At 62.7% G+C, this 20012-nt stretch carries 18 protein-coding genes; 12 read left to right on the top strand and 6 right to left on the bottom strand.

Features of this window, described 5'->3' with window-relative positions:
- Nucleotides 1-10 precede the first annotated feature (10 nt).
- From ABD112_RS11205 to ABD112_RS11180, 6 genes are read left to right on the top strand one after another with little or no spacing between them, the layout of a single operon-like run.
- A complete protein-coding gene (locus tag ABD112_RS11205; RefSeq protein WP_343925895.1) occupies nt 11-1207 on the top strand; it encodes a glycosyltransferase family 4 protein in 1197 nt (398 codons plus the stop codon).
- Nucleotides 1204-2730 (top strand): lipopolysaccharide biosynthesis protein, encoded by a 1527-nt coding sequence (locus ABD112_RS11200; protein ID WP_343925893.1) that lies wholly within the window; start codon nt 1204-1206, stop codon nt 2728-2730. Before ABD112_RS11205 ends, ABD112_RS11200 begins: the two co-directional genes overlap by 4 nt.
- Nucleotides 2727-4061, top strand: coding sequence for a glycosyltransferase family 4 protein (locus ABD112_RS11195; protein WP_343925891.1), 1335 nt, complete (start codon nt 2727-2729; stop codon nt 4059-4061). The genes ABD112_RS11200 and ABD112_RS11195 overlap by 4 nt, the downstream gene beginning before the upstream one ends.
- On the top strand, nt 4058-5626 hold the full coding sequence (locus ABD112_RS11190; RefSeq protein WP_343925889.1) for an acyl-CoA ligase (AMP-forming), exosortase A system-associated: 1569 nt from the start codon (nt 4058-4060) through the stop codon (nt 5624-5626). Before ABD112_RS11195 ends, ABD112_RS11190 begins: the two co-directional genes overlap by 4 nt.
- On the top strand, nt 5623-6849 hold the full coding sequence (locus tag ABD112_RS11185; RefSeq protein ID WP_343925887.1) for a pyridoxal-dependent decarboxylase, exosortase A system-associated: 1227 nt from the start codon (nt 5623-5625) through the stop codon (nt 6847-6849). Before ABD112_RS11190 ends, ABD112_RS11185 begins: the two co-directional genes overlap by 4 nt.
- Nucleotides 6850-6865: 16 nt before the next feature.
- On the top strand, nt 6866-7123 hold the full coding sequence (locus ABD112_RS11180) for an acyl carrier protein (protein WP_343925885.1): 258 nt from the start codon (nt 6866-6868) through the stop codon (nt 7121-7123).
- A gap of 16 nt (nt 7124-7139) precedes the next feature.
- Here the strand turns inward: ABD112_RS11180 and ABD112_RS11175 are convergent, their stop codons facing one another.
- Nucleotides 7140-8006, bottom strand: coding sequence for a GNAT family N-acetyltransferase (locus ABD112_RS11175; RefSeq protein ID WP_343925884.1), 867 nt, complete (start codon nt 8004-8006; stop codon nt 7140-7142).
- Nucleotides 8007-8029: 23 nt separating this feature from the next.
- Here ABD112_RS11175 and ABD112_RS11170 point away from each other — a divergent pair, with 23 nt between their 5' ends.
- Both ABD112_RS11170 and ABD112_RS11165 read left to right on the top strand, forming a co-directional pair.
- Nucleotides 8030-8899 carry a glycosyltransferase family 2 protein gene (locus ABD112_RS11170; RefSeq protein ID WP_343925883.1) on the top strand — a complete coding sequence of 290 codons (870 nt, stop codon included), beginning with the start codon at nt 8030-8032 and terminating at the stop codon, nt 8897-8899.
- Complete coding sequence (locus ABD112_RS11165) at nt 8896-9549, top strand: polysaccharide deacetylase family protein (protein WP_343925882.1); 654 nt, start codon at nt 8896-8898, stop codon at nt 9547-9549. Before ABD112_RS11170 ends, ABD112_RS11165 begins: the two co-directional genes overlap by 4 nt.
- On the opposite strand, the gene ABD112_RS11160 is transcribed toward ABD112_RS11165, so the two are convergent.
- Nucleotides 9518-10891: a glycosyltransferase family 4 protein gene (locus tag ABD112_RS11160; protein ID WP_343925881.1), complete on the bottom strand. Its 1374-nt coding sequence runs from the start codon at nt 10889-10891 to the stop codon at nt 9518-9520. The genes ABD112_RS11165 and ABD112_RS11160 overlap by 32 nt on opposite strands.
- Nucleotides 10892-10907: 16 nt before the next feature.
- Nucleotides 10908-12107, bottom strand: a complete 1200-nt coding sequence (locus tag ABD112_RS11155) for a glycosyltransferase (protein WP_343925880.1) — start codon at nt 12105-12107, stop codon at nt 10908-10910.
- A 266-nt stretch (nt 12108-12373) separates the two neighbouring features.
- On the opposite strand from ABD112_RS11155, the gene ABD112_RS11150 reads away from it, so the two are divergent.
- From ABD112_RS11150 to ABD112_RS11135, 4 genes are all read left to right on the top strand, one after another.
- Nucleotides 12374-13900, top strand: coding sequence for a DUF4082 domain-containing protein (locus ABD112_RS11150; RefSeq protein WP_343925879.1), 1527 nt, complete (start codon nt 12374-12376; stop codon nt 13898-13900).
- A gap of 89 nt (nt 13901-13989) precedes the next feature.
- Nucleotides 13990-14685: a hypothetical protein gene (locus tag ABD112_RS11145; protein WP_343925878.1), complete on the top strand. Its 696-nt coding sequence runs from the start codon at nt 13990-13992 to the stop codon at nt 14683-14685.
- Complete coding sequence (locus ABD112_RS11140; protein ID WP_343925876.1) at nt 14682-15413, top strand: hypothetical protein; 732 nt, start codon at nt 14682-14684, stop codon at nt 15411-15413. Before ABD112_RS11145 ends, ABD112_RS11140 begins: the two co-directional genes overlap by 4 nt.
- A 38-nt stretch (nt 15414-15451) precedes the next feature.
- On the top strand, nt 15452-16780 hold the full coding sequence (locus ABD112_RS11135; protein ID WP_343925875.1) for an O-antigen ligase family protein: 1329 nt from the start codon (nt 15452-15454) through the stop codon (nt 16778-16780).
- Between the two features lie 15 nt (nt 16781-16795).
- Here the strand turns inward: ABD112_RS11135 and ABD112_RS11130 are convergent, their stop codons facing one another.
- From ABD112_RS11130 to ABD112_RS11120, 3 genes are read right to left on the bottom strand one after another with little or no spacing between them, the layout of a single operon-like run.
- Nucleotides 16796-17716, bottom strand: coding sequence for a glycosyltransferase family 2 protein (locus ABD112_RS11130; RefSeq protein WP_425563833.1), 921 nt, complete (start codon nt 17714-17716; stop codon nt 16796-16798).
- A gap of 5 nt (nt 17717-17721) precedes the next feature.
- Nucleotides 17722-18735, bottom strand: coding sequence for a TolB-like translocation protein (locus tag ABD112_RS11125; protein WP_343925873.1), 1014 nt, complete (start codon nt 18733-18735; stop codon nt 17722-17724).
- Nucleotides 18732-20012, bottom strand: a complete 1281-nt coding sequence (locus ABD112_RS11120; RefSeq protein ID WP_343925872.1) for an MFS transporter — start codon at nt 20010-20012, stop codon at nt 18732-18734. The genes ABD112_RS11125 and ABD112_RS11120 overlap by 4 nt, the downstream gene beginning before the upstream one ends.

Genomic DNA, 20012 nt, shown 5'->3' with positions numbered 1-20012 from the left:
CGGGGAAGCCATGCGGGTACTTGTCCTTCTGAACAGCCTCGAACTCGGTGGCACCCAGATTAATGCGGTTGATTTCTCGGTCGCGCTGCGTGCGCACGGCGTGGAATCCTGGCTGGTCGGCGAACGTGCGTCGCTGGCTCCCGAACCCAATCTGCTCACCTACGCGGCTGCGCAGGGCGTCTCCATCGAGATCTATGACGCGCTGCCCGGGATGCGGGCCCACGCCGCTCAACTTTCCTCGATGGCCCGGCGGCTGCAGGTCGACCTCATCCATGTCTATGGGATGTGGAGCCTGGCCCGTCAGGTCTTTTGGGGCCCGGCGCGTTTCGGGGGAGTGCCCTGGGTGCAGACGGTGTACGAGATGAGCATCGCCCCCATCGTGCTGCGCCACATGCCGTTGATCGTCGGCACCGGATACCTCGTGGATGAGCTCGTCGATCGGCCAGGGCCGACCATTCTGATCTCACCCCCCGTCGACATGGCGCGGGACTCACCGACGTCGGGGGATGCCGGGGCGTTCCGTCGCGAGAACGATCTGGGCGACGGTCTGCTGCTGGGAATTGTCAGTCGGCTCGACAGCAACATGAAGGCGACCTCCATCGAGGCCGCCATCGATGCCATGCGGTTGCTCGCGACCGAGGATGTCACCCTGTTCGTCGTCGGCGCTGGCGATGGGGGAGAGCGACTGGGCGCTCGAGCGCGTGATGTCAACACGGCCGTTGGTCGCGACGCTGTGCGGATGCTCGGTGCTCTGGTCGATCCTCGACCGGCGTACGCTGCAGCCGACATCATGCTCGGCATGGGTGGTTCTGCTGCCCGTTCGCTCGCGTTCGGCCGGCCGCTGATCGTGCAGGGCGAGGCGGGCTGGTCGAAGCTGTTTGAACCGTCAACAGCCGAGTCGCTCGCGCGATCGAGCTACTGGAGCCCCGATGCTGTCTCCGATCCGGTCGGCGACCTCGTTCGTGCCGTTCGGGAGCTGTTGTCGAACGCTCCTTGCCGTGCAGAACTGGGCGAATTCGGTCGGGAGTTCGCGGCCAAGCGCTTCGGCCTTGAGGCGATGACGGCTCGGCTGGCAACGTTTTATCGGGAGGCGGTTTCTGCCTATGGCCGTCGAGCGTGGATCGCTGACCTTCCCCGCGAGGCACGCCGCCTGGTCGAGAAGGTTATGCGACGCATCCAGCGCGCTGTTGGACGGGATGCCACGTGAAGACCACGGCACGCGTCTCGCCCAACGAACAGGGCCCTGAGGATGCCGTCGGGCGGCAGACGGCTTCGGGTGTGCTGTGGCTCACCGCGCAGAAATGGGTGATTCGCCTTCTTGGCTTCGTCACGATCGCGGTGCTGACGCGCCTGTTGAGCCCGGAAGACTTCGGCACCGTCGCAGCGGCGTCGACGATCCTGCCGTTCTTCTACCTACTGTCGGATCTGGGCTTCGCCGCCTACATCGTGCAAGTGGCGAAAGCGGACCAGCGGATGCTCAGCACGGCATTCTGGTTCTCACTCAGCGCCGGCGTGGTGCTGGGGGTCGCACTCATCGCGATCGCGCCGTTAATGGGGATCCTCTTCAGCAATCCCGACGTCGTGCCGGTGCTGCAGACACTGTCACTCTGGGTGGTGTTCACTGCTTTCGGTTCCGTACCGATGGCGATACTCCGGCGCACAATGCGCTTCTCTGTGCTCGCCGCCCAGGGTGCGGTCGCTGCCGTCATCGCGCAGGTCGTCGCGATGGTGATGGCGTTCAGCGGGTTGGGAGTGTGGGCGCTGGTCGGACAGAGCCTCGTCGCCCCCGCGATCACGGCGATTCTGGCGTGGATCGCCGCCGGGTGGCGCCCGAACCTCATGTTCAATCGGCGCGAGTTCGCGACCATGGCACGGTTCGGCGGGCAAGTCTTGGGCGTGGAATTCGTCGCGATGATTCGGGCCTCTGGCGAGGCCGCCGTGATCTCGTCGACGCTCGGGGTAGCGTCACTGGGCTACATGAATATCGCGCAGCGTCTCGTGCAAGTTGTTCAGGATCTCACGGGGAGCGCGATCGTGCCGGTGACCACTGTCGCGTTCGCACGCATCCGGGAAAATAAGGAACGCTTGCTCAACGCGTACCTGCGCGCATCGCGCATGTCGTACGCCGCGCTGTCGCTACCGCTCACGATCGTTGCCGTGGCAGCTCCGATGATGGTTCCGATACTGTTCGGCGCGGCTTGGTCGGCGAGCTATCCCATCGCACAGATCCTGGCCATTGCGGGCACGCTCACGGTCGGGGCATGGCTCGACCACGGCCTGTTCTATGGCATCGGCAAGCCGGGCAAATGGTTCGCATATGCCCTCGTCATTGATGGACTTACGCTCGGTACCACCGCGGTTCTGGCTCGCTTCGGACTCGTGGCCGTGGCGTGGGGGTTCCTCGGAGTGTGCGTCGTTGCCACCGTCAGTCGATGGTTTCTGGTCGCGCGGATCCTGGCGGCGCCAGTGCGCACGGTTGCTGGCCCGTTTATGTTCGTCATCACCGCCGTCGTGACTTCCGGTGCGGCGGGATGGGGTTCCATGTTGCTCACACGAAGCCTTCCCGATTGGGCTTCGATCCTCGTGATCGCGGCGACCGTGACCGTAATCCACCTGATCGTGACGCGTTTGATCGCACCGAGAGTGATCCCAGAGGGGCTGGCGGTTGTGGCTCGCTCCAAGTGGGGCAAACGTATCCCCTTCCTGCGCAATGGAGAGGAACACTCATGAAGTACTATCCCGTTGGCCCCCACGTTCTGATCATCGTGCAGAACCTTCCCGTGCCCCTCGACCGGAGGGTGTGGTTGGAGTGTCAGGCTCTGACCGCGCGAGGCTACAGCGTGAGCGTGATCTGCCCGAAGGGCCCTGGCGACCCCCCGCGCCAATGCATCGACGGCGTCGACATCTACAAGTACACGCCGGCACCCGAGGCGCAGGGACTGCTGGGCTTCGTCTGGGAGTTCGCGTACAGCTGGGTGCGAACGGCTTGGCTCTCGCTCGCGGCATGGCGCCACCGCCGATTCGACATCATTCAGGCGTGCAACCCGCCGGACACTTTCTGGCTACTGGCACTGATCTGGCGGGTTCGAAAAGTGCGGTTCATTTTCGATCATCACGACCTCAACCCTGAGCTGTTCGTCTCTCGTTTTGGGGCACCGCAGGGCATCGGGCAGAGACTTCAGTACGCCGGATTGAGGTGGCTGGAGCGACGATCATTCCGAACCGCCGACCGCATCACCTCCACAAACGAGTCGTACAAGGCGACCGCTGTGCGTCGGGGAGGACGTCGGCCTGACGAGGTCACCGTCGTGCGCAGTGGGCCTGATACGAAGCAGATGCGCCCGATCTACCCGGAGAATCCTCGCCCGACCAACGGAATCAACCTCGCCTATCTCGGCATCATGGGGCCGCAGGATGGTGTCGATCAGGTGCTGTTGGTCATGGATGAGCTCGTCCACAATCGCGGCCGCACTCACGTCACCGCGACCCTGCTCGGGTTCGGGGACTGCCTCGAAGACCTCAAACGGCAGTCGACGGCGTTGGGGCTCGACGATCACGTCAGGTTCACGGGACGCGTCGATCGGGTCGCGATCGCAGAACATCTCAGCAGCGCCGACATCGGGCTGTGCCCCGATTTAAAGACACCACTCAATGATCTGTCCACGATGAACAAGACGATGGAGTACATGTCGTACGGCCTCCCCTCCGTCTCCTTCGACCTCGTGGAGACGCGGGTGTCTGGTGGAGACACCCTGCTCTACGTACCGTCGGGCGACATCGGAGCGTTCGCGGATGCGGTGGAACGGCTGATCGATGACCCAGCCCTTCGCGTGGATCTGGGAAAGAAAGCGCGCGAGAGGGTGTCAACGCAGCTCGACTGGCGTCCGCAGGCCGAGGCCTATGTCAGTGTTTTTGACGAGGTATCCGGGTTCACTCAGCCAGGGCGGGCCGTGCCGGATGACGGCACGAACCCCGAAACCGATGCGCAGGGGCGCCGGTACGTTAACCTCAATGACAGCGAGGAGTTCGCACGATATATTCGCGAGCGGAGGGCACCGTGACACCGATTCGTACGAACATCCATCATCTTCTCGAGCAGGCGGCGGAGACGACCCCACAGTCCGCGGCGCTCTCCTACAAGAAGGAGACCGTCTCCTATGGCCCTCTCTGGCAGTCGGTGCGCGCTGCTGCTGTGCAGCTGCAGGAACTCGGCCTTCAGCCCAGTGACCGGGTGGCGATTTACCTCGAAAAACGCATCGAGTCGGTTGTCGCGATGTTTGCGACGTCCGCGGCCGGGGGAATCTTCGTTCCGATAAATCACGTCCTCAAGCCGGCGCAGGTCGGTCACATCGTGAACGATAGCGGCGCGCGATTCCTGGTGACATCGGCAGATCGGCTCGCCCAGCTTCCCGCGGTCCTCGTGGACGGATCGGTGGAGCAGGTCCTGGTGGTCGGCGCGGCGGAGGGTATGGATTCTGTCCGGTACCGTGTCTCGCCGCTGCGGGACTCCACCGATGGGACGACCGAGGCGAGCGGGTCTGCCGCAATCGACATCGACCCGGCGGCGATCCTCTACACGTCGGGAAGCACGGGAATGCCCAAGGGCGTCGTGCTGAGCCACCGCAACCTCATCGTCGGTGCCGAGAGTGTGAGCACGTATCTCGGAAACACGAGCGCTGACGTGATCCTGAGCATCCTGCCGTTGAGCTTCGATGCGGGGCTCAGTCAGGTGACGACAGCGTTCGCCGTTGGTGCACATTGCGTTCTGGTGAACTATCTTTTGCCGCGGGATGTACCGAAACTGTGCGCGCTGCACGGTGTGACCGGCATTACCGGTGTGCCTCCGCTCTGGCTCCAGATCGCGGACGTGGCTTGGCCAGAGGAGGCCGCCGCGCGGGTGCGGTATTGGGCCAACACGGGTGGCCGGATGCCGCGCACGGTTCTTGATCGACTTCGCAGCATATTCACGAATGCCGATCCGTATTTGATGTACGGGCTGACCGAGGCGTTCCGGTCGACCTACCTCGACCCGAGCGAGGTAGACCGCCACCCAGACTCGATCGGAAAGGCGATCCCCAACGCGGAGATTCTCGTTCTGCATCCCGATGGGACACGCTGCGCGCCGGGTGAAGAAGGCGAACTCGTCCATCGCGGGGCGCTCGTCGCGCTGGGGTACTGGAACGACCCGGAGCGGACAGCGGAGCGATACCGCCCGGTGCATCATCAGGATCAGCCGTGGCGCGCACCGGAAAGGGCCGTGTGGTCGGGCGACACCGTGGTCGCCGATATGGAAGGTTTTCTCTATTTCGTCGGCCGAACCGACGACATGATCAAGACATCGGGGTACCGCGTGAGCCCGAGTGAGATCGAGGAGGCGGCGTACGCGACCGGTGTGGTTCGGGATGCGGTCGCCCTCGGTATCGAGGAAGTCGGTATCGGACACCGTATTGTTCTGATTGCGACGGCGGTGGACGGAATCCTCGACACCGCACTACTACTCAGTGCGCTTCGACAGGTGCTGCCGCTGTATATGGTGCCGACGCAGATTGATGTCCGCGACGAGCTGCCACGGTCACCCAACGGGAAGTTCGATCGGAATCTTATGAAGGCACAGGTGTCCACATGAAGCCCTACGAGCACCTGGCCGCGTTCGGCACACTGGACGGAGAGCTCCGTCTGGGGGGCATGCCACTGTCGAGGCTTGCGGCACGAGTGGGATCGACACCCTTCTTCGCGTATGACCGCGACATTCTCGACGCGCGGGTGGATCGATTGCGCGCGGCGCTACCGCGTCGCATCGAGCTCAGCTACGCGATGAAGGCCAACCCGATGCCCGCGATGGTGCAGCACCTTGCGGCGCGCGTCGACCGCATCGACGTGGCATCCGCTCTGGAGATGCAGACAGCACTGGACAGCACGATCAGTGCCGACCGAGTTAGCTTCGCCGGGCCCGGCAAGGCGCCGGCCGAGATCCGACAGGCAGTCGCGGCCGGAATCATCGTCGAAATTGAATCCACCACCGAGCTCGAGCGTGTGATCAAGGCTGGTGAGGAGCTTGGTCTGACCCCCAGAATCGCAATCCGGGTCAATCCAGACTTCGCGGTGAAAGGGTCGGGCATGCGCATGGGCGGCGGCCCGCAGCAATTCGGCATCGATGCGGAGCTGGTGCCAGACGTTTTGAGTGAGTACGCGTCTGCGGGTCTCGACATCCTGGGATTCCACGTCTTCGCTGGCTCGCAGAACCTCAATGCGGCCATCATCGCTGAGGCGCAACGCCGTACGGTGGATCTCGTGAGCAACCTCGCCGAGCACCTAGCGACCCCCGTGCGGTATCTGAATCTCGGTGGCGGCTTCGGCATTCCCTATACGGAAAAGGATCAGCCGCTCGATCTCGATGCCGTGGCTGCCGACCTCCACGCGCTCGTCGACGGACCTATCGCTCAGAGACTGCCCGAGGCGAAGCCGGTTATCGAACTCGGCCGCTACATCGTTGGCGAGTGCGGTGTGTACGTCACCCGTGTACTGGATCGCAAGGTCTCGCGCGGCAAGACCTATCTGGTGGTTGACGGGGGGATGCACCATCAGCTGGCCGCGTCCGGCAACTTCGGGCAGGCGATTCGGCGCAACTATCCTGTGATCGTGGGAACCCGTGCTGACACACCCGTCGAGGAGAACACCACGGTCGTGGGCTGTCTCTGCACGCCACTCGACCTGCTCGGTGACGACATCGAGCTGCCGCACGCAGTAATTGACGACCTCATCGTCATCTTTCAACAGGGCGCCTACGGTCTGACCGCCAGCCCTACAGCTTTCCTAGGACACCCTGCACCCGCAGAGGTGCTCGTCTGAATCGAACGGAGCAGCCATGACCAATACTCTCGACGCCGTGCGCAACGTGCTGATCGAAACGCTGGAGCTCACGCAGCACCCAGCGGATCTTCACCGAGATACGCCGCTGTTTGGCGCGTTACCCGAACTGGATTCTTTCGGTGTCGTGCAGCTGGTCGCTGAGCTGGAGGAGCATTTCGATATCACGATCGATGACGAGGAGTTCGGCGCCGAACTCTTCGAGACAGTGGGCACCCTGACGGATTTCGTTGATGCCAAGCGTGCGTCAGCCTAGCGCGCTCGTGCTCCCCTCACCACTCAACGAGCGCGAGTTCGCTGTACAGGTAGTCGACCTGATCGGCCTGAATGCCGCTTCCACGAAACATCTTGGATCGTGGGTTAGCCAACGTCGTGCCGAGCCCTCGGGCGAAGCCAAGAACTCGGTGTTCGGCGAGCGTGAACACCAGCCCACTGCTCAGCAGGTGAGATCGGACCGCTCCCCACGAGGATTCGATGCACTCACTGGAGCCGCCGACGTACAGCGGTGTGGCGAACAGCTGCAGTCCTTTCCGGCGGTCGCGCCGGAACATCAGGTACCCGTAGTTTCCCTCTCGCTCGACGAGCAGGTGTTCCGCGGCGGCAGCGTCGCGATGATCGCGGTAGACGCGTGCATCACGACCGACGAGAACGCGATCGAGGGCCACCGGATCGCTCGTCAGCCGAAGACCACGACCATGAATATGGGGGAGGTTGACCACGAGTCGGGTGGCTGTGTCGAGGCGGTGGAACCCCAATCGTTCGTTCATCGCAACGACATTCCCGCTGGGCGACAAGTCGGTGAAGACGAAGTTGGGTTGCTTGAGAAGTGCACGGATGAGCCTCAGGCTGTGCATGCGGAAGGCCTCGAGTACGCAGAACGCCGCGAGGTTGCAGACATCGATAGTGACTCCATCGACGTCGCGCTTCGAATAGATGGCAACATACGCACCGACGACGACACCATCGTCGGTGACGAGCTGGAATCCGTGATTGGGGCCGACGTGTTTCCACGGCGGCAGGATGAGCTGCTTCCATGCCGCGGAGGACACCCGATCGTCGAGGTGCTCGTGCAGAAACTCGCTGACCGAGGCGGCATCCTCCGGGGTGATCGGGTGCGTCGAGACGCCGGAATTCGCCATGCCGTCAGCTTAGGGGGAGTCAGGTGACCAGTGTCGTTATCGCGGCTCACAACGAGGAATCCGTGATTGGGGCGTGCCTTGATGCGCTTTTGCAGCAGGTGGCGCTGACCGATTCGCTCGAGATCGTCGTGAGCGCTAATGCCTGCACCGATTCCACTGCCGAGATCGCCCGCGCGCAACAGGTGACAGTCGTCGATCGACCGCAGCCCGGCAAGGCCGCCGCGCTCAATGCGGGCGAGTTGGTCGCGCACGGATTCCCCCGAATTTATCTCGACGCTGACATCGTGGCACCCGTGAACGCCATTGCCGACCTCACCGCAGCGCTCGACCGAACCCCCGGCGCGCTCGCGGCCGTGCCCCGGCGAAGGTTGAACACTGAGGGGCGTCCGTGGCTCGTGCGCGCATACTTCTCCATCAACGAACGCCTCCCGGCTTTCACTGACGGTCTCTTCGGTCGCGGATTGATCGCACTATCCGCCGAGGGACGGGCCAGATTCGGCACGTTTCCGGAGATGGTCGCAGACGATCTCTTCCTGGATTCACTCTTCCTGGCCGAGGAGAAGGTGACCGTACCAGGGGTGGAGGTCACTGTTGAAGCACCGTTCACTGTGGGTGACCTAATCCGGCGACTGGTCCGCGTTCGGCGAGGGAACAGCCAGATGCGTGATGCTGCTCGGTCGGGCGAAATTGACCTGTCGGTGCGAAGGTCCGATAAGCGTGCCTGGCTGCGAGTAGTCGGGCGGGAGCCCCGCTTGTTCCTCGCGGCGTTCCCCTATGTCGCGATTACGGTGATTGCAGCACGGCGGGCTCGCCGGACGGCGTCGAGTTCAGACTGGGGCCGGGATGAAAGCACGCGCGTACGCCCAGCAGGGTCAGGAAAAGGCAGCAGATGATTACGAATCTTTGCTTCCACGGAATCGGCGTGTGCACCCACGAGCGAGAGGACGGCGAAGCCAAGTACTGGGTCACGCATGACGCCTTCCAAGGCATCCTCGACCTGGCGCTCGGTCGGCCGGATGTGACGTTCAGCTTTGACGACGGGAACCGATCTGACGCCGACGTTGCGCTTCCCGCCCTGCGGGAACGCAACCTGAGCGCCACCTTCTTTGCGCTCGCCGGGAGACTTCAGGATCCAGCGAGTCTTAACTCTTCTGACCTGCACGACCTCCGTAACAATGGCATGGGTATTGGAACTCACGGATGGTCACACATCCCATGGCGGGGACTATCGCACGACGTCGCGCGTCGTGAGTTCATCGACGCGCGCGAGGCGCTATCCGAGGCGAGCGGGGGAGTGATTCTGGACGCGGCGTTGCCGCTAGGTCGCTACGATCGGCGGCTGCTCTCTCAGTTGCGGGACGCTAACTATCGCACGGTGTTTACCAGCGATCGATTCCGGGCACGCAGTGCCTCCTGGCTGCAGGCACGCTACAGCGTCACGGCGTCAGACACCGTAGACACTGTGCGCACCATGCTCATGGGTCGGGTCTCAGTTCCCGAAGCACGCAATGTCACGGCAAGTCTTGTGAAGAGGATTCGCTAGACCGCGCCTGAACTACGTCTCGCAAGATCCGCGCGTGGGCGTGCAGCATGTCTGCAACGCCCGCCGTTGAGCGCGGCGAACGTGGACGTGTCGCCTCTTTCACTCGTGCAGCGACGGTGAGCACGGCGGCTTCGAACACGTTTGCCCCCGGTTGTTCGCGGGTTCGTCTGCGCGCCCGCCGGACGGACTCGTCGCTGATCCCTGCTGCTTCGCCAGCGGGGTTGGTGGTCATGATCGAGAATTCGGAATCGTGCGCCACGAGTTCTTTTGCGCCACCCACCTCGCTCAGCACCAAGGGGAGTCCTGCCGCCAACGCCTCCGTTGCGGCGACAGGCCACCCCTCAAAGAATGAGTCGAGCAAGAACGCATCTCCGGCCGTGAGAAGTGTGCCTGCATCAGAGTTGCCGAGGAAGTGGATGCGGCGCGGGCCATCAGCCAGGTCGCGCAGCGCTTGCGCGCGACGCAGCTCCGCCCAGTCGGATGGATCGCCAGCGAAGATCAGATGGAGGTCGTTGCGCAGTCGCGCTGCACGAGCGAATGCCGCGGTCGTGCCGGCAGTGTTCTTTTGCGAGTCATACCGTGCGAGGCAGATGAACAGCACCTCGTTGCCGATGTCCACGCCAATCGCCTGTGACACTGCGAGACGCGCTTTCTGTCGCTCCTCAGCAGTCGCGGACGAGAGCGATGGGGCTCCATTCGGCACAACGGCGATCCGTCGGGCGAGTTCGGGCGACAGGTGGCGCGCGTGATATTCGCGCACAGTGTCACTCACCGCTACGCCTGCGGTCGAACGTTCAAGCAACGCCGTGAACGACTTCCACTTGTTCGCTGTGTAGTGGATCTCGGTGTTGTGCATAACCGTGATGATCGGGAGGTTCGTCGCCATTCCCGCGTGCTCTAGGTACTCTGGCGCGCTATGCAGCTGGAGAACTCCCGCGCCGGAACTGGCCAAGGCAGCATGCGCCGAAGCGCTGTCGGTAACACTGCGGACCTCGATGCCAAGCCGACGAAGCGTGCGTGCGCGCTCACCGTCTCCATGGCAAATAATGACGGGTTGCACCCCCACGGTCTCGAAGTTGGTGGCCAGCATTTCGACCACAGCGCCGATACCGCCGACATCTAAGTGGTCGGCGAGGATCGCGCAGGTGATATCCGGTGTCCGGGCGTCGCGCACCTCGCCTGATGCGCTGCTGCGCACGACGACTCGAGCTACGACGGGGAGCGAACCCGAAAACATCATCCGGGTAATGCGGTGCACATACCCATATCGCAACCGTGGGGGGAGAAGGTCGGTCAGTGTGACTACTGTGCCGAAGAATGACGCTCGAAGGCGAGGTCCCACGAGTGCGCGTCTCACTTCACTCAGCGCTCGCACTTAACCGGCGCTCTGGAAGAATTCCAGCGAATGGCCGACTCCGAACAGTTGACCACAGCGGAGCGAGAGCTTCGGCTTCGATGCCCACCAACACCCATATTCCTGTGGCACGCCAGAAGCCGACGGTGCGCGAAGTGTCTCGAGGAATGTGTAGAGCCGGGAGGTGCATGCGAAGCAGGCCTGACACGAGAATGGCCTGATCGGGGGATCGCTCGTCGATCAGCTTCTGTGCGTCGGCGACGGTGACCGCATTCACCTCGAATTCCCGGTCGAATCGCGCTAGGCCGCTCGCCGAGGTCTCGGGGGTGGAAGCGACGTCCAACACTCGCAACCCGCGCTTCTCGCCATGTCGCACTGCTTCGTCGATGACGAGCCGGATATCGGCGAGCACGACCGGCGCATGCGATTGCCGCTCGATGGCACGAGCCTCCAACGACTCACTCCACCAGATTGCAGCACCCCGCGTGCGCCGCATAGCTCGGCTCAGTCCGCCAGGGCCGTCGCTCTTGTGTACCGTGCCGCACGTGGTGCGTATGGGGAGCAATTCCGGGTAGTCGTCGCCCACCTTGCGATGAGCGAGATCGAGGTGAGCAAGATTGGTGGTCAGGCTGTTGTGGGTGATCGCAAGATCCATCGCGGTCGCGCGCATTCCTGCGCGGCGCACGCGAGCCGCGTACTCAACTCCATAGGCGTGCCAGGCCAGGAGCGGGTCTTCAGTGAGGGGGCTGTTCAGCACGAGTTCCTTCCGAATCATGAACAGCACCTCATCGAGGCTTTCGACATCGCGCGGGACGGGCGCCGACTCACCGATCTGAACCACGCGGTCGCGCATGCGCCCGACTATGCGACGCTGGCTATCGATTCCGACGGCGCCGAGTACGCCGATCCCGGTATCACTGAGAAGGATGTGTGCCGCGCGCTCCAACTCGGTTAGAGAGTGCAGGATGACGTCCTGGTGCACGAAGACCACGACGGAGTTGTGGGCTAGGCGCGCCCCATGATTGAGCGCAGCTCCCGCTGAGGAGAACTCGCCATTGCGGTTGTCCACCGGCAGGAATTCAGTCTGAGGTGCGTCGCTCAGTCCAGTCACCACGGAGCGTGTCAAACAGCTCTCGAGCACATCAGGGTCGTTGAAAACGCACACGATCGAAACCGGCGCCCGCAATTTGGTTGATGCGCTCATTGCCTCGTACTCCTACACGATGCTCTGGACTTCGCGAACGAATGAACCGGTGCACGCATCCGCGAGAGTAGGACTGCGGTGCAGCCCTCCTGAGCCGAGTCTACGGCGCTTTGGAGCCGCGGCCGAGGTCAACTTGGGCTAGGGGTAAAAAGTGACGGATATTTGACGGTTGCCATGAGGCCGAATCATCTTCCCGGGTAATGCCGTGTCTCGTATGAGCCGGCGACCTGTGTATCATCTGAGAGCCTTGAATGCAAGGGCAATGTGTGCGAATATCGGGCCTCATGATCTTTACTAGACCACGCAGTATTATCGCGCTCTTCGTCACGGCGGCAATCTTCATCGCTGGGGCGGTTTCGCTGAGCGCTGGAGCGGTCGCCCACCCTACTGACCCTACTGACCGCGCGACAGCCACATCGTCCACGAGCATCTGGGGCAATTCCAAGCCGACTGGCGCCTCCCTTGATACAGATAAGAAGGCCGTCGAGCTCGGCACCAAATTCACTCCCACAACCAACGGCCGGGTAACAGCGATCCGGTTCTACAAGGTGACCGGCCAAACCGGCGTGCACACCGGTTCGATCTGGGCGGCAGATGGCACCCGACTCGCGAAAGTGACCTTCAAGAACGAAAGCGCAGCAGGATGGCAGACTGCAACCCTGTCGAAGCCATTGACAGTGAAATCGGGTAGCTCCTATGTCGTCTCGTACCGAGTTCCTGCCGGCGGCCGCTACGCGGCAACAGAGAACTTCTCGGGCAAGTCCAGTTCGTCGGTCCTTGCGGTCTCCAAGCGCAACTCAGGCTTTTACACATACTCGTCTGCGGGATCTCACCCCCGTTCACAATGGCGCTCGAGCCAATACTGGGCCGACGTCACTTTCGTTAAAAATGGCGCGGAAAAGGTAGTTGTGCCCGAGAAGCCCGAGCCGACGGCAACTCCGACACCGACCGTGCCACCGGTACCGCCAACGGCCCCGCCAACGGCCTCGACGTCAGGCTTCCCGACACGCACCAGTGCTGGACTCCCGAGCGGCTGGGAGCCCACCAAGCAGGTCAGTGGTAACTACTACGTTCGCAAGGCGGGCGCCGTCGTGGAGGATCTCCGCATTACGAACGGCACGATTGTCATCGAGGCTGCGAACGTGACAGTTCGCCGGGTCCAGTTCGTCGGGTCGAGTCTGGTCAATGGTGCCGGTCCGACCTGCTTCCCGAATGTGCTCATCGAAGACTCAGAGTTCACGGCTAATGGCACGACCAGGGACAATGACAGCCCGGTCATCCAGTTCGGTGGATACACGGCGCGCAACATTGTTATCGACGGCGTGCCCGAGGGCTTACGTGTTGGCGGATCTGACATCGGTTGTGGACCAGTGACTGTGGCTGATTCCTTCATCCGGGTGAAGTCGCCTGACGTGTGCACCGATGGTTGGCACGGAGACGGCATCCAGGGTTACGGTGGCGACAAACTCACCGTGCGAAACACCACCCTCATCATGGATGTTGTCGACGACTGCTACGGCACCGCGCCGTTCTTCTACCCGAAGAACCAGGGCAACACAGCGGTGGATATCGACGGGTTGCTCGTTGGTGGATCGAGCGGCTACCCGTTCCGGAGTGGAATGCCAGGGCCGGTCAAGAATCTGAATGTCATTGAGGGCAGCTGGGTCTATGGCCCGGTCGACGTCAACTGTTCAGTTGTCTCCGCGTTCCAGGCGCAGGTCGTCACGCTGGATTCGGCCGGCCAGCCGGTCAGCACCGGCAAGACCATCGCTTGCGCCGGCCAAGGAAACTAACCCTCCGCTCTGAGTAAAGCGGAATCATTCGCTCCCACCCCGCCTGAGTAGACGCTAACCCGATACTCTAGCTGGGTGGGGGTGACTCGATGACCATACGCGACGTAGGATCGGCCATGCTGCGCCGGTGGTACGTTGTGGGAGTCGCGCTGATCCTCGCGGTCGCTGGAGGCTATCTCCTTCAGAATGGCGCAGGCCTCTATACCTCCAGGACAGTTGTGTCCTTTCTCCTTCCCGACAAGTCGAGTCTTTCGCCCAACAGCGGCATCGACGATCTGAGCGTGATCGCGTTTGCCGGTGTCATCGCCCGGGGAGTGAACGACGGCAGTGCGCCGGTGCGGTACTCCACGGATGATGCGCCGCTATATGGCGCGGGACTCCGGGAAGGTGTGCTCGTATCTCTGCCGAACGGCGGCAACCAATGGTCGACGAGTTATCTGCGCGCTGAGCTCGTACTGCAAATAGTTGGCCCCACCGAGGAGTGGGTAGCACAACAGCAGAGCGACGTGCTGTCGAGGATTGTGCAGGTTTCAGCCGAGCGACAATCTGCCGTTACCGCCGCCAATTCCCGCATCAAAGTGTCTCCCGTGGCGTTGACGAAGCAGATTTTTCATGTCGTTCCGTCGCGCTCTGCCGTGATCGCCGCGTATGGTGCGCTGCTTCTCGCGGCTCTCATCGTCGGCGGCGGAGCGGCTGTTGTTGTGGATAGCGCCATTCTCAGGCGGAAGGTGGGATCGAGGCGGCGAGGGCTGCATCGCGACGCGGATGAAGGGTCGAAACAGTGAATCTTGCGGACACGCTGAGGGGTCTTTGGCGACGGTGGTACATCGTCGTCCCTGGACTGATTCTGACGATAGCGGTGGCTATTGCGGCGTGGCAATACATCGAGCCTGACTATGAGCGGGAGGGAACTCAGCTTCTGCTGCCCGGGTTGGCGAGCATTCCCGAGTCGGGGAATCCGTATCTCTACCTTGGCGGGCTTTCGCAAGCGGCCGACGTTGTCGTCACCGCGATGTCGTCTGAGCGCGAGCTTGACGCCCTCGTGCGGGACTATCCGGGTGCCGAGATCGTCATCACGCGAGACCCGTTGACCTCCGGTCCACAGATTCTCACTACCGTTACCGCGAAAAGTAATGCGGAAGCGGGCAAAATCCTTGTTGAGACCATGGTCAGGACGACACAGGTGCTCGGCGAATTGCAGAATGTGAATGGGATTACCGCGCGGAACCGGATTGGCATCGAATCGATCACGGTCGACAATCAGAGCACCCTGGTTCAGAAAACGAGATTGCTAGGGACGGGCGGCGCCACTCTGGGCATGCTGCTGATTACCCTCCTAACGGCTGGACTCGTAGAGGGCCTGAGCACGCGAAAACGCCGCGACGGCAAAGCTGGAGGGAAGAAGACTGACAGCCTGCCATCGTCAGCTGGAACACGCCGAGATCGGAGAGCGGCGACACAGTCACTCTCGCGACGATCGCGACGATCGCGACATCTTCGTCGATTGCGGTGACCGTGAAGAGGGATCACCCAGCACCGAGGGCGCTACCGGTGCTTCAGGAACAGCAAACGCTGGGGTGGGCCGGTGGGCGTGCGGTCACGATGCTCACCGTGTACCTGGTGTTGTTGATCGCGATCCCGTCAAGCGCGGCCATCAGTGCGCTCGGATCCCTGGGAAGACCGGCGATGCTCTGGGGCATCGTGATGCTCGTGTGGTGGGTCGTGGCAAAACTCCAGTCGCGCGTCGCCGACGTGCGCGCCTCTCGCGACCTCATCCGGTTCGCGTACGTTGCGTTTATTGTCGTCGCCCTCATCAGCTTCGCGGTGGCCATTTTTCGAGGCCAGCCTGCCGACCAGGTCAGTCCAGCGTTTACCGCCCTAGTCCGATTGATGTCGTGGGCCGGGGTGCTCCTGATCGCGATCGATGGAATCCGGACCTCGAGCGATCTTGAGCGAATTGTGCGACGCATCGGAATTGCTGCCGGCTTGCTGGCAGTGCTGGGCATCGCACAATTCATCACGAAGAGTTCCCTTCTCGAGTTCTTCGGACAGATTCCTGGCATCACCATGCCCTTCGTCGACGTCGCCGAGCGCGGCGGAGTGGCCCGTGTTCCCGGAACGGCGATCCACCCTCTCGAATATGCAACCACCCTCAATGCGGCCCTCCCCCTCGTCATCGCCGCAGCGGTTTCCCACGGGTTCCACTGGCGGCTTACGAAGGGCAAGCTTGGCTGGTGGATCCCGGTCGCGTTGATCTCACTGTCCGCGTTGATCGCGGTGTCTCGATCGGCGATCATCGGGTTCGCGGTCGCTGCGCTGACAATGCTCCCCGAGCTTCCCCGCCGGTATCGCGCCGTCGTGATCATCGGCGGAGTTGTCCTAGCCGCAGGCGCCATCATTGCGATTCCGGGCCTACTTGCCACGACGTTGAATCTGTTCGCGGGAGCATCAAACGATCCCAGCACCCAGTCTCGAACGGGTGGCCTCGCTCGGGTTCCGGGATTCATCGCCGCATCGCCCGTGGTGGGGGTTGGCTTCGGCACCTTCCTGCCGCGATACTACATTTTCGATAACCAGTGGGTTTTGATCGCGATCGAATTGGGGGCGCTGGGCATCATCGCCTTCGGCGGCATCTTCCTGACCGCGATCTGGAGTGGCTTCGGCGCCCGGAGGCGATCTACCGATCCCGGAACCAGGCTGCTCGGGTACGCGCTTGCCGCATCGGTGGTCAATATCGCCGTCCTGTTTGCCTTCTTCGATGGGCTGTCATTCCCGCAGTCGGGCGGAATGTTCTTCCTGATCGTCGGACTCTGCGGGGCTATCAGATCGATCAGTTCCGCTGACGCAGTGCCCGCTGCCCCGCGAAGACCGCTGACGTAAGTTGCGAGGGCTGCGTCACACTTTCACATCGGCGAGCCATTGCGGGCCGCGCGGTTCGCGGAGCCTCGCCGGGCTGATGAGGTCGCGAAACGCTGCCCGGCTCGTGCGCCTGCCGAGCAACGAGCGGGTTCCTTCTCGAACCATCGTCGCGCACCAAAATGCGAGGGTCGAAGCCCTTCCATGGTCTGCTCCGAAAAGCTTGATCCGATTGGCAATCAGCAGGGACCACTGCCGCGGGTTCCCGGCCGATCCACCTTCAAGGTGCTGAGCTGTGGCACGGGGTTGGTACCAGGTCACCAAACCGAAGTCTCGCACCCTGAGGTCATACTCTGTCTCCTCGGAGTAGAGAAAGTATGACTCGTCCCACTCACCACACATTCTCCAGCAATCGGCGCTGATCAGCTGCGTCGATCCCTCGGCCCAATCGGTGGTGTGCTCGCTCTGATAGGCCTTCGGGTCGGTGACGATCTCCCCGAGCTGTGGGAACCGGCCGGCGCGCTCCGCGCCTAAGATCGCGTCTCCCCAGGCGCGCAGCACGGTGGGTGCGCGGCGTTGCGACGAGATCAGAATCCCGTGGGCATCCGTCAACCGCGGAACGACGATGCCGATGTCGGGAGTGAGCGTCTCGTAGAGGGCCAGCACGCATCCCGGGTCGAGCCTGACGTCCGCATTGAGGATGAGGTATGCGTCCTGTTGTCCCGCTGCACGCACTGCCGCATTGACACCGGCTGCGTATCCGAGATTTCCACCATTGTGCACCACTGTCGCGTGGGGAGCATGGCGTTCAATCTCGGACACGGTGTCGTCGCTTGAGGCATTGTCGGCGAAGACGAGAGACAACGTAACGCCTTCAGTCCCGCGCCCGAGCGAGCTCACGAGGTCTGCGATGAGCAGTGCGCTGTTGTAGGTCACGACACAAATCGCAACTCTGGGCATCGTGTTCATGGGCGCACCACCGAGGGCGACCAGGCGTGAGGGATGAACAGCGTTGGCGAGCCCGAGCCGTCGGCAGGCATGCTCCACACGTCGCTGTCGCCCACGACATCGGCGCGGGGGAGCCCGTAGAGCAGGGTCGCATCGTCGAGCCACTCGACCTGGTCATCGACGCTGCGTTCCTCCGACAGTACGGTCTCGACCATGCTCGTCAGATCGAGCACGGCGATGCGCCAGTCCGGTGAGTTGAGCGTCCCGGCGTTCTTCTTGAAAGCCACCCGGTTGCCGTCCGGTGACAGCGACGGGCACTCGGCGTTCTCGTACACCGACGTCAAAGTCTTATCGAGGAGATCCCCGTACACGAGCCAGGTCGAGCCGCTGCTCGCCGCGGTCGCGTAGAAGTAGCGGTCGTCATCGGTGAAAGTCACGCCCCAGATGTTGCGATCGGCGGCCGTCACCTGCTCGCCATCCACCAACAGGGTGAACCGCTCGATGTTGCCAAAACTCTTGCCGGCGGCGGTGGCGATTATCGTCTCGGTGGAGAAGCCCACTCCCGCGTAGGAGACGCCCGTCACGAATGACGTCTCGGCGACGAGATTCGAGTTCGCGGAGATCCGGGTGCGACTTGGCGCCCCTGGTAGCGACCAGCTTTGCTCCTGCGCGCCCGTCTCCCCGGACTGCAGGGCGGTCCAGGTGGTCACTATGCCGGCATCCGTCGTGAGGCACATCGTGAGCTTCGGGGTGGAATAGACCCGATCGCAGAGTTGTGTGGAGACGGAGCGGGCGCCGCCCGCATCGTCGAGAGGCACGCTGGCTACCTTGCCGTAGTCCGCCCCGGACGCCGTGTTGCGGAACTCGACGCGGTCTCCCGTGAATCTCGTCACGGGGATCACCGAGACTGAGCTCGGTGTACTCAGCGCCGTCTGCGACCGCAGGTAGGCGAGTGTGCCGAACGCGATCACGACGATCAGTGCGGCCGCCGAGATCACGCTCAGCAGGATGATGCGCTGCCGGGACGTCATACGTCAGCCCGATATGGTCTCGCGCCGCGAAGGATGACCGCGACGATCGGGATAGCGATCGCGATGGCGATCGACACCAGAATCATGGACCACTCGCGTCCGATAGCGAACCATAGGATGCCGAACCCAGCAGCCGAGATGAAACGCGAGAGCGCCACAACCGTTTGTGCGGCCGCGATCGACGTGGCTCGGGTATCGGAGGTGGTGAATTGGGTGGCCAACACAGAAAGAATGCCGTCGGTCGCCGCATAGAACCCGCCAAGCAGCACGAGGCAGAGGATTGTGATGGCGGCGCCGGTGATGGGGAGGGAGGCTGAGACATAGGCGGCAAGCAGGAACACGTGGCCGAGTACGAAGGTGCGCGCGCGACCGAAACGGTCGGCGAGTTTGCCGACCGGCACAGCGAAGATCAGGAACGCCACATTGGTCCCGACATACAGCAGAGGGAAGTACTGCGCCGCAAACGAGCTGCGGTCCTGGAGCACCAGGTAGATGAAACCGTCGCCGATCGTCAGCACCCCGAGCAGGCCCGCCACGAGAAGCAGGCGCTTGAGCCCCGGGTTGTTCAACTCGCGCCAGCGGAAACGGCGACGGCTCGCGCGCGGAATCGCGGGGGTTGCGGCCGGCTCGGCGGCGCGGGCGCTCGAACCTTGGTTCGGCACGATGATTCCGAGCACGGCGACTCCGACGAGAGCAAACGCGAGCGACATCACGAACACTGTGCTGAAACCGTTCGGGATCAACAACAGTATGACGAACGCGAGCAGTGGTCCGATCGCGGCTCCGGTGTTGTCGAGGGCGCGATGCACACCGAACGAGGCGGCGAGATTGTTGGGCTTCGAGGCCGCAGTGATGAGAGAGTCGCGAGGTGCAGTTCGGATTCCCTTACCTAGCCGGTCGGCGGTCAGTACAGCGGCCAACGCTCCGAAGTTGGTCGCGAACAGCAGCACGATGCGCGCGATGGCCGACAGCCCGTACCCGAAGAAGGCCACCCATTTTGGCTGGTCCCCGACATCGGATGCCCATCCCGCGCCGATTCGCACGATCGCACTGACACCTTGGTACAGCCCGTCGAGTACGCCATACGCCACCGTTGACAGCCCGAGCACACCGGTGACATAGAGCGGAAGAATCGCAGACACCGATTCCGTCGAGATGTCAGTGAGCATGCTAACAACGCCCAGCGATATAACGACCGACGAGACGCCGTTTGCTGCCTTCGTTCCCTTCGGAGTGCCCTCGGGGTCTTGGGGCTTATTGCGCAGGGAGATGTACAC

This window comes from Rhodoglobus aureus (genome assembly GCF_039527955.1).
Lineage (GTDB): Bacteria > Actinomycetota > Actinomycetes > Actinomycetales > Microbacteriaceae > Rhodoglobus > Rhodoglobus aureus.
The sequence above is the reverse complement of the archived record's forward strand: the minus strand, read 5'-3'. Positions and strand labels throughout refer to the sequence as shown.

Excerpts from the sequence above, each read along its gene's own strand:
- ABD112_RS11205 (WP_343925895.1), top strand. The coding sequence starts at position 11 with ATGCGGGTACTTGTCCTTCTGAACAGCCTCGAACTCGGTGGCACCCAG.
- ABD112_RS11195 (WP_343925891.1), top strand. The coding sequence starts at position 2,727 with ATGAAGTACTATCCCGTTGGCCCCCACGTTCTGATCATCGTGCAGAAC.
- ABD112_RS11185 (WP_343925887.1), top strand. The coding sequence starts at position 5,623 with ATGAAGCCCTACGAGCACCTGGCCGCGTTCGGCACACTGGACGGAGAG.
- ABD112_RS11180 (WP_343925885.1), top strand. The coding sequence starts at position 6,866 with ATGACCAATACTCTCGACGCCGTGCGCAACGTGCTGATCGAAACGCTG.
- ABD112_RS11175 (WP_343925884.1), bottom strand. The coding sequence starts at position 8,006 with ATGGCGAATTCCGGCGTCTCGACGCACCCGATCACCCCGGAGGATGCC.
- ABD112_RS11165 (WP_343925882.1), top strand. The coding sequence starts at position 8,896 with ATGATTACGAATCTTTGCTTCCACGGAATCGGCGTGTGCACCCACGAG.
- ABD112_RS11155 (WP_343925880.1), bottom strand. The coding sequence starts at position 12,107 with ATGAGCGCATCAACCAAATTGCGGGCGCCGGTTTCGATCGTGTGCGTT.
- ABD112_RS11145 (WP_343925878.1), top strand. The coding sequence starts at position 13,990 with ATGACCATACGCGACGTAGGATCGGCCATGCTGCGCCGGTGGTACGTT.
- ABD112_RS11130 (WP_425563833.1), bottom strand. The coding sequence starts at position 17,716 with ATGCCCAGAGTTGCGATTTGTGTCGTGACCTACAACAGCGCACTGCTC.
- ABD112_RS11125 (WP_343925873.1), bottom strand. The coding sequence starts at position 18,735 with ATGACGTCCCGGCAGCGCATCATCCTGCTGAGCGTGATCTCGGCGGCC.